This window comes from Thalassobacillus sp. CUG 92003 (genome assembly GCF_013618635.1).
Classification (GTDB): Bacteria; Bacillota; Bacilli; order Bacillales; family Halobacillaceae; genus CUG-92003.
Map to the genome: position 1 here is coordinate 102,640 of NZ_JABLSJ010000009.1, position 12,393 is coordinate 115,032.

Here is a 12,393-nt window from a genome sequence, read left to right on the forward strand (position 1 = left end):
TTAATCCGGCAAAAATTTTAGTATCGATTCGATTACCGTGGTCAGAATTGGCATAGCTAAAAGAAGTATAAATATCTTACCTGCCATTTCCACTTTGGAAGCAATCGCTTCCAATCCTGCATCCCGTACTATGTGAGCACCGAATTCAGCAATATAGGCTATGCCGATGATCTTCAAGATGACTTCTACATACATCCGGTCAATATTGGCCTGATTGGACATGTAGGTGATCAAAGAAAAAACATGTGTGATTTGCGTGATCAATACTGTGAATAAAATGACGCCGGTAAATAATAAGAGCAAATAAGCCAATGTCGATTTTTTTTCTTTTAACAACAATATGAGTAACGCAGCGATGATGGCCAGGGAAACAATTTGTAATATATCCATATCAGCCTACCCTTGGTATAAGAACACAGATTTGATTTGTTGAAATAAATCAGCTAAACGGTTCAACACGATAAAAAGTACAATGATAAACCCTACCAGTGTAGCAACATGGGCGATTTCCTCTTTTCCCATTTGCTTTAAAATACTGTGAATCATTGCCACTATAATGCCGATACCTGCTATTTGAAATAAAATCGTAGCATCATGCAACACAATGGTTGTCCTCCTCCTAAATGATCAGAATAATGACTAATAATCCACTCAGCACCCCTAAACCGCGCGCCATTTGATGATATTGATGAAACATCGTCACAGCATCTTCGAGCTCCCGCTCCAAATGCGATAACGTTAAGCGTATTTGCTTTTGTTGGTGGATCAAATCGTGCTGCCCCAGTGTGTTGCCAAACTGGATCAAGATCTCCTTCTCATTCTGGTCCAGGGCATTTTGTTTCCAGTGAAGATGAATATGGTCTTCCCATAATTGCGAAAAGTCGTCTGTCTTCTTTCCATAGTCAGCGATTAATTCTGCAAAAAAACGAGCAATCGGCTGAGGAAGCTGTTTCTGAATGGTTTCACAGACCTCTCGGAGGGATGATTGACCGTATACCATTTCAGCCTCGATCATTTGGATCGCGTTTTTCCATTGACGAATCTGTTGAGGGCGCTGTTTGAATTTCGCTGCTAAGTCAAACCCCGCCCACGTAGTTGCGGCCAGTACGATGAGCGCTCCTATCCATTGCACGTTGGTCCCTCCCATCTTGTGTAGTTAAAACTTGACCGTTTTTATTGAAAATGGTGATCACCTGCCTGCTATTCGCCGGATTCCCTGATAGGATCACAAAACGATCAAATACTTTCTCCTGGATCAGCTTATGGATAGAGGGGCGACGTTTCACATCTTCCATATTCGCCCCATGAATACTGCAGATTAATGACACTCCGGTGTAAACTGCTTCATAGATTGCTGACGCATCTGCTCCCCCGCCGACTTCATCCACTACCATGACTTCCGGCGACATGGAACGAATCATCATCAACATGCCTTCTGACTTTGGACAGGCATCCATCACATCAGTCCGCAACCCCACATTTAATTGAGGAACACCTTGCAGCGATGACGCAATTTCAGAACGCTCGTCCACGATCGCAACTTTACAAGGAGAGACGTTTTTCCCACCCGTTCCTATAATACGGGCTATGTCCCGTAAATATGTGGTTTTACCAGACTGTGGAGGACCGACGACAAGGGTATTCAGATAGTGCTTGTCGTATAGATAAGGCATCAACTTTTCTGCTTGTCCCACTTTCTCTCTAGCAATTCTTATATTCATAGATGAGATGTGCCTGATCGTTTCAATGGTTTTACCAAAACTGTTCACTTTTCCTGATAACCCGACGCGATGACCGCCATTAATCGTTATAAACCCCTCTTTCAATTCATCTGCATAAGCGTAAAGTGAAAACTCACTGATTTGATTTAATACATATGCGGTATCTTCAGCTCGCATGATGGTCTGCTGGAGAAATTCGTGCTTATGCGTGTAATTCACTTCAATATACCTGCCTACCCGGATGCGTATTTCTTGCACGTTCTGCCAGTCAATATTGTTCTCCAGAATGTGTTTCAAACGGTCTGGAAACAGGATCGTTATCTCCTCCACAAGGCATGACCCTCTTCTCTGTTTTTACTTCATATATATGTCTAAGAGAGAAGCTTATGACTCTCTCCCCTCTCAAAAGCAACTGTTGAATATATAAATCAACGAACGTTATTACGTGACACTTCATTAAGCTATGCCCATATAGCGTTGGAATAACTTAACCTAACCTAAAGGCTTTGTAATAAAAGTCACAAAACAACACATTCTAAGACAAACTCTTTGAAAGGGGGCATTTTCATGACAGACAAAGATAAACAAACAAACGAATTAGATGATAGTGCCCCGCATGCTCTCTTTTCCAGAGTAGAGAAAAACATAGCGTATATTGAAACTGCCTTAGGAAATAGTACCGACTTGGTCATCAGGCATATCCAGCTTAATAAAACCAAATGTGCCGTGTTATTTATTGACGGCTTAGTCGATAAACATACGGTTCAGAATTTTCTTATGGAAGCTTTGATGCTTGAGATGCCAAAACGCCGTGTCAGCGTTACTACGCTGTATAACACCATTAAAGATGCTTCGCTCCCCATAGGAGAGCTCGAAGAAGTTAAACAATTCAAAGATTTATTCAGTCGACTCCTCTCCGGTGAAACATTACTCCTCCTTGATGAAGAGACTTCAGCGCTTGCAGCAAGTACCAAAGGCTGGAGAGACCGGGGAGTCCAGGAAACCAATTCCGAGAGTGTTATCCGCGGGCCAAAAGAAGCCTTTACAGAAACGTTAAGGACGAATACAGCATTGGTTCGCAGGAAAATAAAGGATCCCAAGCTTCGTATTGATGGAAAAGTGATTGGGCGTGTCACTCAAACCGAGATCGCAGTTATTTATGTGGACGGTCTTGCAGATGAATCTGTTGTAGAAGAAGTTCATAGTAGACTTGATGCTATAGACATAGACGGGGTGTTAGAGAGTGGTTATCTTGAAGAATATATAGAAGATGCTCACTTCTCCCCCTTTCCGACTGTTTATTACTCGGAAAGGCCCGATGCGATAGCAGGCGGTTTATTAGAAGGAAAGGTTGCCATTATTACAGACGGTACACCGAATGTTTTACTCGTGCCGGCTTTATTCGTGAATTTCTTGCAATCAAGTGAAGACTATTACCAAAGGTACGATATCGGGACGTTCATCCGGTTACTTCGGCTTTTGTCTTTTTGCGTCGCTTTGTTTATGCCTTCTTTATACATTGCTTTTACGACTTTTCACCAGGAGATGATTCCACCGTCATTACTCATCAGTCTAGCGGCTCAAAGAGAAGGCGTGCCGTTCCCGGCTTTCGTTGAAGCGTTATTGATGGAATTCACTTTTGAGATTTTGAGGGAGGCAGGGGTACGGTTACCAAAGGCTGTCGGGTCGGCCGTTTCGATTGTTGGGGCTCTCGTCCTTGGTGAATCAGCAGTCCAGGCAGGGCTCGTTTCACCGGCTATGGTCATCGTGGTTGCTCTGACAGCGATCAGTAGTTTTGTTTTTCCATCTTACAATATGGCCATTCCGATTCGTATGCTTCGGTTTTTATTTATGATTCTGGCAGCCACTTTCGGGTTATACGGGATTATTTTAGGATTGATCGCCCTGATCATCCACATGTGCAGTTTAAAATCGTTTGGCTCGCCTTACATGTCCCCCTTCGCTCCGTTAACAACGAAAGATCAAAAAGACGTACTGGTACGCTTTCCTCACTGGGGGCTATTCTCACGTCCCAGTACACAAGCGAAAAATAATCAAGGCAGAACCAGCCATTCATCGAGGGGAGGGCAATCATGAGGCACCCGTTAGCTCCACACGGATATGTGAAATGGACATTGGTATGGGTAGTAATGGTATTGACACTCACAGGCTGTTGGAGCAGCAGGGAGTTGGATGAACTAGGTGTGGCGGTTGCGATTGGAGTTGATAAAGACGAGGATGATAGGTATGTGCTATCTGTCCAGATCATTAACCCTTCCGAGGTTGCTTCTGATGCCCCGACAACGCGGCCGCCCGTTACCTTATACACCACAACAGGTGATACATTATTTCAAGCTTTTCGAAATATGACGACCCACTCTCCGAGAAAAGTATATGTCTCGCAATTACGCATGGTTGTATTAGGACCCGAGATTGTGAACGAAGGTGTCACGCCGGCACTCGACCTCTTGTACCGGAATCATGAATTCAGACCGACCTTCTTTGTCACCGTCGCGAGGGATGCATCTGTCAGCGATATTTTGAGCACGCTCACACCTTATGAGCGCATACCTGCTAAAAAATTGATGGACTCACTGATTGATACCGAAGAAAATTTAGGCATCACTAAAAGCGTTACGATTGACAATTTGATTGCGGACGTTCGGAGTAACGGAAAAGAAGCGGTCCTGCCGGGTATTCTGATGGAAGGCGACGCAGCTACTGGCACAAGCACGACAAACGTAGAAAAAGTCGATGCGCCAACTAAGTTAAGCATAGATGGTTTAAGTATTTTCCGTGGGGATCAATTGGTGGGATGGTTAAAGGAAGAGGAAAGTCAAGGCTATAATTATGCTACCGGAACAGTGCAGAGCACGATAGAAACTTTTGCGTGTGACAATCCTGGAACGTTAAGTGTGGAAATTCTACGATCGAACGCAAGTATGGATGCGCAACTGCGATCGGGAAAACCAACGATTACGATCCGAGTCGAGGTTGAAGGAAACGTGGGCGAAGTCGATTGTGTCATTGATCTAAGTGATGACGACAAAATGAAAGATATTAATAAAAAGACAGAAGAAGTCATTGAAAAGAAAATTAATGCGGCGATCAACGTCACTCAGGAAGAATACGCTAGCGATATTTTCGGTTTTGGCAATGTCATTCACAGAAACCATCCTGCATATTGGAAACAAATAAAATACGATTGGAAAAGCCATTTCTCAGAATTAGAGGTTAAAACGGATGTTAAAGTCAAAATTCGTCGTAAAGGAAAATCAACGCAACCACTTCAATCGGAAGGGTAGGCAAATCGTATGTGGGCGATCATTGCTATATTAATCGTAGCTGGCGCTATCTTCTTCATGGAAGTCCCTAAGCTGAAAAAAAAGAAGCAAATAAAAGATATGTGGTATGTTATTATTCTGCTCGCCTTAGCCACCGCCGCCACTCTGTACGAAAGCACAGGGATGGAGACGCCTAACCCACTCGACTTTATTCAGTCCGTCTATGCTCCAATCCGATCATGGTTCCAAAACTAATCCGTTACAGGTTTAATGAGAAAGAAAGGGAGGTCTAGATGGGCAATCACACAATTAGTCCCCGGCAATTTATGTACCTGGTCATCCTCTTTACAGTTGGGAGCTCCATCTTAATCATCCCAACCCCGACTGCTGCGATGGCTAAACAGGATGCATGGTTATCGGTCCTTTTACCAGTGTCAGCAGGTACCTTGATCATTTGGTTTTTAAGTACGTTTGGCAGGCAATTAGAGAATAAGACGTTTGTAGAGGCTGCCATTTTTGCATTTGGCAATTGGTTTGGACGATTGCTCAGCTTCTTTTATTTAAGCTTCATTTTTATTCTGGGTGCGCTAGTATTGAGGAATATTGGAGACTTTATGACTACGCAAATCATGCCGGACACCCCGTTACAGTTCACCCATATATTATTTTTGCTTGTGGTCATTTTTGGAGCAAGGCAAGGACTTGAGGTAATCGGGCGTTCTTCGGAAATATTTATTCCGTGGATATTTCTGCTACTGTTTTTTTTATTTTTTTCCATTTCTCCCCAAATTAATCTAGACAACCTCCAGCCGATTCTAGGTGGAGGCATTAAACCGATCTTGTCATCGTCGCTTACGTATTTGGGCACTCCTTTGCTGGAAATGGTGATTTTCCTGATGGTGTTCCCCTACGTGAAAGAAAAAAAGAAGGCAGGACGAGCCTGGATCTTAGGCGCCTTGATCGGCGGCTTGATATTGACATTAGTGACGTTGTTCAGTGTTTTGGTGATGGGCAGCGATTTAACTGCCTTAAACGCTTACCCTAGTTATGAACTGGCCAAGAAAATTAATTTAGCTGGATTTCTTGAAGGAGTAGAAATTATTGTCGCCATCATCTGGATGCTGACCATATTTTTCAAGCTCGTCATCATTTATTTTGCTTGTTCACTTGGCACAGCCAATTTTCTCAACATGGAAGACTACAGGCCATTGCTTCTTCCTACCGGGATGGGCATGGTTGTATTGTCTATTGTGGCTTACCCTGATGTCGCTTATTTCGAAGCCTTTCTTGGGGAGACATGGTTCCTCTATGCACTAACACACGGCATGCTGCTTCCATTAATCATTTGGGCGGGGTTTATGATTAAGCGCGCTCATACAGAATCGTCTTAGTATAGCTGCCCATGGCAGTTATGAACGACAGATGGAATCAAAAAAAACAGCCTTAGCTCTGGTTAGAATAGAGCTAAAGCTGCTAGTTGTTTCTTTTGACTTTATTTCGATTGACCCTAAGCTTCAAACAGTTTTTTTAAAACTGAATGAGAAAAAATGCTATGCGCGTGAAACATACTTACCGTCTGTTGTGCTGATGACTAAGTTTTCCCCTTCTTCGATAAAGAAAGGCACTTGTACAATCAGGCCAGTTTCTAACGTGGCTGGCTTTGTACCACCGCTCGCCGTATCACCTTTGATGCCCGGTTCTGTTTCTTCTACCTTCAGTTCAACGTTTTTAGGGAGGTCGACACCGATGGTTTCCCCTTCATAGGTTAAGATGTTCACTTCAGAATTCTCTTTAAGATATTTCAATTCTCGCTCAATTGAACTGGTCGGTAATTCCATTTGGTCGAACGTATCCGTATCCATGAAGGCATGCATATCCCCAGAGGAGTACAAGTATTGCATCTTGCGGTTTTCAATATGAGCACGCTCTACTTTTTCCCCTGCACGAAATGTTTTTTCTTGAATGTTGCCATTACGCATATTCCTTAATTTAGAGCGAACAAACGCGGCGCCTTTTCCTGGTTTGACATGCTGAAAATCAATAACTTGCCAAATATCATGATCTACCTGGATGGTCAAGCCTGTCCGAAAATCATTTACAGAAACCATTTTATTCCTCCTTAATATTACAATGTAATAAGCTCTTTGGGGGACGTATTGAGTCTCTCATTTCCGTCCGCCGTAATGACCGTATCGTCCTCAATCCGACAACCGCCTACCTTCGGGACATAGATGCCGGGTTCAACAGTGACCACCATCCCCGGCTCCAATAATTGCTCAGAGCGGAACGATAACCCCGGTCCCTCATGTACATCCAATCCGATGCCGTGTCCAGTTGAATGACCGAAGTACTCACCATAACCCTGGTCATTTATATAATCACGTGTTAAGGCATCAGCTTGTTTGGCTGTAATCCCTGCTTTAAGTCCATCCATGCCTTTCAACTGCGCCTGAAGAACCGTGTCATAGATCGTTTTCAGCTCGTCGTTGATATCCCCGACAGCTATCGTACGAGTGATATCTGAACAATATCCTTGATACAGAGCACCAAAGTCAAGGGTCACAAGCTCCCCCGTTTGGATCTGTTTTGTCGATGCAACGCCATGCGGCAAGGCTGAACGATAACCGGAAGCTACTATAATATCAAAACTTGACGATACCGCCCCTTGTTTCCGCATGAAAAACTCTAATTCATTGGAAACGTCAATTTCCTTTACACCAGGCTTGATAAAATCCAAAATATGAGTGAACGCATCGTCCGCTATTTTGGCTGCATCCTTTAATATAGCAAGTTCTTCATCTGACTTAATCAGACGAAGCTTTTCAACCATATTGGATGTTGGAACAAGCGTGGCTTCAATATGCTTGTCATACTTTTCAAATAAACTATATGTAAGATAATCCTTTTCAAAGCCCAATTGGTTCAGACTCAGTTGCTGTGTCTGGCTGCCTACTTCTTCTGTGATCGGCGTTTTATGTTCAATCAATTCAAAATCAGGAGCTTGATCAGCAGCTTGTTCAGTGTATCTAAAATCTGTAATTAAAATGGCTCTATCGTGTGTAATTAACACTGCACCCGATGATCCCGTGAAGCCTGTGATATATTGCCTGTTTTTATCACTTGTAATCAATAACCCTTCCAAATCACGGTCTTTCATTTCTTCTCGTAATTTATTCAGTTTCCCCATTAAACTAAAAACTCCCTTCACGATTTTTGCTGGTCAATCAAGGCCATAGCGGCCAATTGATAGCCTTTTGCTCCTAAACCAACGATTTGGCCGGTACACACTGGAGCAAGCATGGAATGGTGCCGGAAAGATTCTCTGTTGTGAACATTTGACAAATGAACTTCTATAACAGGGGGATCAATTGCTTGAATCGCATCTCGTAAAGCGATACTCGTATGTGTGTAAGCTCCGGGGTTGAACACGACACCTGTCACCTTCCCATTCGCTTGTTGAAGACGATCAATCAACTCCCCTTCATGGTTGGACTGAAAATGTTCAATGGAAAACCCATGCGGTTCCACGGACTCATTTACGCTATTGATGATTGATTCTAAAGTTTGTGATCCGTAAACGCCTGGTTCTCTCGAGCCTAACAGATTCAAATTCGGTCCATTTAACAGTAATAATCGCTTCATGTCCATCTCTTCCCCTCATGTCTATAACAGGTATCCGATACTAAGTTTATCATACTCCCCTATTATATGAATAATCATTTTGCTGACTGATTAAAGTCATGATACTCATATGATATGGAATACCCTATAAAAACACCATATAAAACATGAAGGCAGAACGTAGTCACCATCGTATCACTGCTGAGCTCTCCCCAAGCCGGCACAGCATTAAATATAGGATTGAAGGCTAAAAATATAAGCAGCCAAATGAGAATACCGTAAACTATTCCAGGCCACATCCCATGCAGCTTCTTCAAAGCCAGGTAATAGACGAGTGCTGTAACCATTGAAATCAGAGCTACAGCCAGCACGCCTAACACTTCTGCAATCCATGTTGACGTCCATTCATTTTGCCAAAATGACCGAATGAAAAAGGATGCAGGTGAGACTTCTGAGAAATGAAAAAAATAAGTGAAAGCTCCAATGCCGCTCCAAAGCACCCCTGAGACAAAACCTGTTGTTACCGCTTTGGATACCACACTCTTTTGGGGTTCCTGTTTTCGTTGGTCGTGCTTACGTTTAGACACATTCATCACCTCAGCCTTAGTTTTTCCACAATAGGCAAAATTCATCCTGCAACACGGATACCACTAGTGATATTCTGCATTTTCCTGTAAAATAATATGTAATGAATATGAAAAAGGTTGGTGGGGGAATGAAGAAGTCACAAAAGACAGCTTACGGCGGTCAAGCCGTCGTTGAAGGTGTCATGTTTGCTGGTAAAAGCAGCTACGTCACAGCTGTAAGAAGAAAAGATGAAAGTATTGAATATTTTGAGCTGGATAGGAAAGAATCTAAAGTAGCAAGGCGATTGAAAAAAATTCCGTTCGTCCGAGGGATTGTGTCACTGCTTCAAGCAAGTGCTAACGGCACGAAACATCTCAATTTTTCAAGCGAACGTTACGATGTTCACCCGGACGATGATGACGAGATTCAATCAGAAGAAGAAACGTCTAAACTTGCTATGATTCTAGGTGTGGGTGCTGTCGGAATTCTTTCCTTTCTATTTGGTAAGTTGATTTTCACGGTAACACCAGCCATTGTCGCGAATTTTTTCACCCCTATCGTGTCGGGAACGGTCGGTCAGGTTATCTTAGAGAGTTGTTTTAAGCTAATACTGCTCTTGCTTTATATCTATCTTATTTCGATGACGCCCATCATCAAACGGGTTTTCCAATATCATGGAGCAGAGCATAAAGTGATTAACACGTATGAAAATGGCAAAGACTTGACCGTAGAAAATGTTCAGCAGCAATCACGTCTCCACTATCGCTGTGGCTCTAGTTTCATTCTGTTTACGGTGATCGTCGGCATGTTTGTTTATATGTTTGTAGAGCCTGATCCCTTGTGGTGGCGTGTAGTGAACCGCATACTTTTAATCCCTGTTGTGATCGGGATTTCATTCGAAGTTTTACAGTTTACCAATAAAGTCAGAAATGTTCCTCTCCTGAATTTACTGGGCTATCCTGGCCTTTGGCTGCAACTATTGACGACAAAAGAACCTAAGGATGATCAAGTCGATGTTGCGATCCATTCTTTTAACAAAGTATTAGAAAATGATAAGAACAGCGCTAAACGTGGTATAGAGAATAGTAAGGTGGTTTCTTAATCCAATTGATGTAGAAGGGGGGAATAAACCTATGACCCGCAGCCGTCTCACGCCTGTTATTTATATTTTGATGGCTCTTGCCGTCTTTGGTGTCGGCGTCCAATTATTCAGGGATACCATGGGGTTTTTGACATCCATACTGATTATGGTCGGTGTGGCAGCGCTCCTGTATGGTGCGATTTATTACTTCTTCCTGCGTCCGCGAATGGGTGGATCTTCTGCAGAAATGAAAAAATACAAACAGGCTGTAAAACAGTCTAAAATGAGATACAGTGGCAAATCAACCTCTCAGGCAGCAACAGCCCGTGAACCCATTAAAACAGCCCCTGCCCCTAAAAAGAAAAAGAAGCGCAGCAGCGCGCCTCATCTTCGTGTCATTGAAGGCCATAAAAATAAAGATAAAGATCGAGCCTCGAATTAAGGCTCGATTATTTATTTTGACCATTGTTTTAGAAATTCCGAGCCATACTCTCTCCCTGTTACGATTAATCGCTCTACTTGATCTGTGGTCAACTGAAAATCGGTCGTATCCACCCCTTTGACTGGAATGAACAAAATATCGTTTGATTTGGATTTCGAAATATAACGGGCATCATGGGCTTTTTTCATCGTTGTAAACAACGCATGGAACATCTCAATCGAATTACGGATTTTACGTTTAGGTACATAATACGGGGGATCGCTCAATTTCATCCCTAAAATCGGCCGCTTGCGATTCCCATTGCGTTCTTCTAACACCCATACCGGAAAATTACTTAATAACCCCCCATCCACAATCAACGATTTTCTTCCTGCCTTACCTGTCAATTTAACCGGCATAAAGTAGTAGGGCAGCCCGGCACTCATCCTCACGGCTTTAGCAACCGAAAACGTCTTCGGATCAATATTGTAGAACTCCCGCAAATCATCCGGTATGACGAGGATGCGACCGAGTGTAAGATCCGAGCAGACAACCTTCAACGACCCTTCAGGCAGATCATTAAACGTTCTTACTCCTTTCAACATCAGGATGTCAGAGAGCCACGCTTCGAGTTGCTCCCCTTTATATAGCCCCATTCGAAAATACAACATGAGCCACTTTGTGAACGGCAGCATTTTTTCAATAAAAGGAGGGTCAATAAATAAGTTATAATCAATCGTTTTTAAATGGTCTTCCAGTTCTTTAACTGAAAACCCGGCAGCAAGCAGACTCGCGGTAATCGCCCCAGCAGAGGTGCCGGCAAATCGAGTGAACTCATACCCTTCCTCTTCGATAACCTGCAATGCCCCAATGAACGCGAGGGCTTTGATCCCCCCGCCGGAAAACACCCCGTCAATTTTCATAAGCTACCTCCCTAAAAGCAAGCGCCTTACTTATGTATAGAACAATCGTTTAGCAGCTAGAACTTCATATGGTAGCTAATATAAAAAGTCAAAAAGGTGACGATAGCACGTGGTTCAGGGAGAAGAGTGAAAAGAACAAAGGCGCAAGTGGTCTTTCCTTCCGCAGGTGGGTTACTTATGTCGCGAGGAGCTGGGCGCTGGAGCCGGACGTGGCTTATGAGGTATGTGTTATCCACAGGGCCCAAATTTTATAAGTTCCTAAGCAACAAAAAAACTGCCGAGCATTCCTCGACAGCTTTCAATCTTAACGATATGTTCAATTAGGCTTCTTCATCATTTTGACGTTCATTCTGATCCTGAACTTCCCTTAGTCCTTTTATACTTGCAGGGTTTTCTTCAAAATATTGCACAAGATCACCGATACGATCAATGGAATTCCAACTCAGATGATGCTCAATACCTTCAACATCTTCATAAATATTACCCTTATCCACTCCGATAATTTCAAGGAATTGTTCAAGCAACTCATGACGGTAGACTAAGCGTTTGCCTACTTTCTTTCCTTTAGGCGTCAGGATAAGGCCCCGGTATTTTTCATAATTTAAATATTGGTCTTTATCAAGCTTTTGGACCATCTTGGTAACGGATGAAGGATGAACCTGCAAATTCTCTGCGATATCCGAAACTCTTGCATAACCTTTCTCTTCGATAAGCATATATATTTGTTCAATATAATCTTCCATACTTGGCGTTGGCATGAATCATCCCCCAATAT

General features: G+C 43.0%; 16 protein-coding genes. 6 read left to right on the top strand and 10 right to left on the bottom strand.

Annotation, left to right across the window (positions count from 1 at the left end; genetic code table 11):
* Genes spoIIIAD through spoIIIAA form a run of 4 tightly spaced genes read right to left on the bottom strand, consistent with a single transcriptional unit; the run spans position 1 to position 2,051 of the window.
* The gene (gene spoIIIAD, locus HOP45_RS14285; RefSeq protein ID WP_181350069.1) at positions 1-390 is read right to left on the bottom strand and encodes a stage III sporulation protein AD; all 390 of its coding nucleotides are present in this window, start codon (positions 388-390) and stop codon (positions 1-3) included.
* Positions 391-396: 6 nt separating this feature from the next.
* Positions 397-603, bottom strand: a complete 207-nt coding sequence (gene spoIIIAC / locus HOP45_RS14290; protein WP_181350070.1) for a stage III sporulation protein AC — start codon at positions 601-603, stop codon at positions 397-399.
* Between the two features lie 16 nt (positions 604-619).
* Complete coding sequence (gene spoIIIAB, locus HOP45_RS14295; protein WP_370458033.1) at positions 620-1,132, bottom strand: stage III sporulation protein SpoIIIAB; 513 nt, start codon at positions 1,130-1,132, stop codon at positions 620-622.
* On the bottom strand, positions 1,077-2,051 hold the full coding sequence (gene spoIIIAA / locus HOP45_RS14300) for a stage III sporulation protein AA (RefSeq protein WP_181350072.1): 975 nt from the start codon (positions 2,049-2,051) through the stop codon (positions 1,077-1,079). Before spoIIIAA ends, spoIIIAB begins: the two co-directional genes overlap by 56 nt.
* Before the next feature lie 237 nt (positions 2,052-2,288).
* Here spoIIIAA and HOP45_RS14305 point away from each other — a divergent pair, with 237 nt between their 5' ends.
* Genes HOP45_RS14305 through HOP45_RS14320 form a run of 4 tightly spaced genes read left to right on the top strand, consistent with a single transcriptional unit; the run spans position 2,289 to position 6,396 of the window.
* A complete protein-coding gene (locus HOP45_RS14305) occupies positions 2,289-3,818 on the top strand; it encodes a spore germination protein (protein WP_181350073.1) in 1,530 nt (509 codons plus the stop codon).
* Positions 3,815-5,026 carry a Ger(x)C family spore germination protein gene (locus HOP45_RS14310; RefSeq protein WP_181350074.1) on the top strand — a complete coding sequence of 404 codons (1,212 nt, stop codon included), beginning with the start codon at positions 3,815-3,817 and terminating at the stop codon, positions 5,024-5,026. The genes HOP45_RS14305 and HOP45_RS14310 overlap by 4 nt, the downstream gene beginning before the upstream one ends.
* Positions 5,027-5,035: 9 nt before the next feature.
* Positions 5,036-5,260, top strand: a complete 225-nt coding sequence (locus HOP45_RS14315; RefSeq protein WP_181350075.1) for a hypothetical protein — start codon at positions 5,036-5,038, stop codon at positions 5,258-5,260.
* Between the two features lie 38 nt (positions 5,261-5,298).
* Positions 5,299-6,396, top strand: a complete 1,098-nt coding sequence (locus HOP45_RS14320) for a GerAB/ArcD/ProY family transporter (RefSeq protein ID WP_181350076.1) — start codon at positions 5,299-5,301, stop codon at positions 6,394-6,396.
* Between the two features lie 159 nt (positions 6,397-6,555).
* Here the strand turns inward: HOP45_RS14320 and efp are convergent, their stop codons facing one another.
* From efp to HOP45_RS14340, 4 genes are all read right to left on the bottom strand, one after another.
* The gene (gene efp, locus HOP45_RS14325) at positions 6,556-7,113 is read right to left on the bottom strand and encodes an elongation factor P (protein WP_181350077.1); all 558 of its coding nucleotides are present in this window, start codon (positions 7,111-7,113) and stop codon (positions 6,556-6,558) included.
* Positions 7,114-7,130: 17 nt separating this feature from the next.
* A complete protein-coding gene (locus tag HOP45_RS14330) occupies positions 7,131-8,192 on the bottom strand; it encodes a M24 family metallopeptidase (RefSeq protein ID WP_181350078.1) in 1,062 nt (353 codons plus the stop codon).
* A gap of 17 nt (positions 8,193-8,209) precedes the next feature.
* The gene (gene aroQ, locus HOP45_RS14335; protein WP_181350079.1) at positions 8,210-8,647 is read right to left on the bottom strand and encodes a type II 3-dehydroquinate dehydratase; all 438 of its coding nucleotides are present in this window, start codon (positions 8,645-8,647) and stop codon (positions 8,210-8,212) included.
* Between the two features lie 74 nt (positions 8,648-8,721).
* Positions 8,722-9,219 (bottom strand): YqhR family membrane protein, encoded by a 498-nt coding sequence (locus HOP45_RS14340; protein WP_219914628.1) that lies wholly within the window; start codon positions 9,217-9,219, stop codon positions 8,722-8,724.
* A gap of 122 nt (positions 9,220-9,341) precedes the next feature.
* On the opposite strand from HOP45_RS14340, the gene HOP45_RS14345 reads away from it, so the two are divergent.
* Positions 9,342-10,295, top strand: a complete 954-nt coding sequence (locus HOP45_RS14345; RefSeq protein ID WP_181350081.1) for a DUF1385 domain-containing protein — start codon at positions 9,342-9,344, stop codon at positions 10,293-10,295.
* 31 nt (positions 10,296-10,326) lie between these two features.
* On the top strand, positions 10,327-10,716 hold the full coding sequence (locus tag HOP45_RS14350; protein ID WP_181350082.1) for an SA1362 family protein: 390 nt from the start codon (positions 10,327-10,329) through the stop codon (positions 10,714-10,716).
* 11 nt (positions 10,717-10,727) lie between these two features.
* Here the strand turns inward: HOP45_RS14350 and HOP45_RS14355 are convergent, their stop codons facing one another.
* The gene (locus HOP45_RS14355; RefSeq protein ID WP_181350083.1) at positions 10,728-11,618 is read right to left on the bottom strand and encodes a patatin-like phospholipase family protein; all 891 of its coding nucleotides are present in this window, start codon (positions 11,616-11,618) and stop codon (positions 10,728-10,730) included.
* Between the two features lie 320 nt (positions 11,619-11,938).
* Entirely contained in the window at positions 11,939-12,376 is a 438-nt protein-coding gene (mntR, locus tag HOP45_RS14360) for a transcriptional regulator MntR (RefSeq protein ID WP_181350084.1), read from the bottom strand.
* Positions 12,377-12,393: the final 17 nt, after the last annotated feature.

What these genes read in the sequence shown, in the direction of transcription:
- spoIIIAD (WP_181350069.1), bottom strand. Translation starts at nt 390, where the DNA reads ATGGATATATTACAAATTGTTTCCCTGGCCATCATCGCTGCGTTACTC.
- HOP45_RS14310 (WP_181350074.1), top strand. Translation starts at nt 3,815, where the DNA reads ATGAGGCACCCGTTAGCTCCACACGGATATGTGAAATGGACATTGGTA.
- HOP45_RS14320 (WP_181350076.1), top strand. Translation starts at nt 5,299, where the DNA reads ATGGGCAATCACACAATTAGTCCCCGGCAATTTATGTACCTGGTCATC.
- HOP45_RS14305 (WP_181350073.1), top strand. Translation starts at nt 2,289, where the DNA reads ATGACAGACAAAGATAAACAAACAAACGAATTAGATGATAGTGCCCCG.
- HOP45_RS14315 (WP_181350075.1), top strand. Translation starts at nt 5,036, where the DNA reads ATGTGGGCGATCATTGCTATATTAATCGTAGCTGGCGCTATCTTCTTC.
- aroQ (WP_181350079.1), bottom strand. Translation starts at nt 8,647, where the DNA reads ATGAAGCGATTATTACTGTTAAATGGACCGAATTTGAATCTGTTAGGC.
- HOP45_RS14350 (WP_181350082.1), top strand. Translation starts at nt 10,327, where the DNA reads ATGACCCGCAGCCGTCTCACGCCTGTTATTTATATTTTGATGGCTCTT.
- HOP45_RS14330 (WP_181350078.1), bottom strand. Translation starts at nt 8,192, where the DNA reads ATGGGGAAACTGAATAAATTACGAGAAGAAATGAAAGACCGTGATTTG.
- HOP45_RS14355 (WP_181350083.1), bottom strand. Translation starts at nt 11,618, where the DNA reads ATGAAAATTGACGGGGTGTTTTCCGGCGGGGGGATCAAAGCCCTCGCG.
- mntR (WP_181350084.1), bottom strand. Translation starts at nt 12,376, where the DNA reads ATGCCAACGCCAAGTATGGAAGATTATATTGAACAAATATATATGCTT.
- HOP45_RS14345 (WP_181350081.1), top strand. Translation starts at nt 9,342, where the DNA reads ATGAAGAAGTCACAAAAGACAGCTTACGGCGGTCAAGCCGTCGTTGAA.
- efp (WP_181350077.1), bottom strand. Translation starts at nt 7,113, where the DNA reads ATGGTTTCTGTAAATGATTTTCGGACAGGCTTGACCATCCAGGTAGAT.
- HOP45_RS14340 (WP_219914628.1), bottom strand. Translation starts at nt 9,219, where the DNA reads ATGAATGTGTCTAAACGTAAGCACGACCAACGAAAACAGGAACCCCAA.